The organism is Bradyrhizobium sp. Kon58 (genome assembly GCF_055807455.1).
This window is the reverse complement of the sequence record NZ_JBVVOT010000272.1, coordinates 1-322: the sequence shown is the minus strand read 5'-3', so window position 1 is coordinate 322 and position 322 is coordinate 1. Positions and strand designations below refer to the sequence as shown.

The window sequence follows — 322 nt, the reverse complement described above, 5'->3', positions numbered from 1 at the left end:
TCGATCCTACCGCCCTACATGCGCCGCTCGAAATCGATCGAGACGCTGCTGCCGATCCTTTACCTGAAGGGTATCTCCACCGGCGACTTCTCGGAGGCGCTGGCGGCGCTGCTCGGCAAGGATGCTGCCGGGTTGTCGGCATCCGCCATCGGTCGGCTGAAGGACGGTTGGATCGACGAACACGCCGCGTGGCAGGGACGTGATCTGTCGGCGAAGCGCTACGTTTACATCTGGGCTGATGGCATCCATCTGGAGGCGCGGCTCGAAGACGAAAAGCAGTGCATCCTGGTGCTGATCGGTGCGACGCCGGAAGGCCGTAAGG

The 322-nt window shown here is 63.0% G+C and carries 1 protein-coding gene; it reads left to right on the top strand.

Going from position 1 to position 322, the window contains the following annotated elements; genetic code table 11:
• Window positions 1-322, top strand: a 322-nt coding sequence (locus AC0L20_RS40440; protein WP_473295736.1) for a transposase, incomplete at both ends; no start/stop codon positions are given.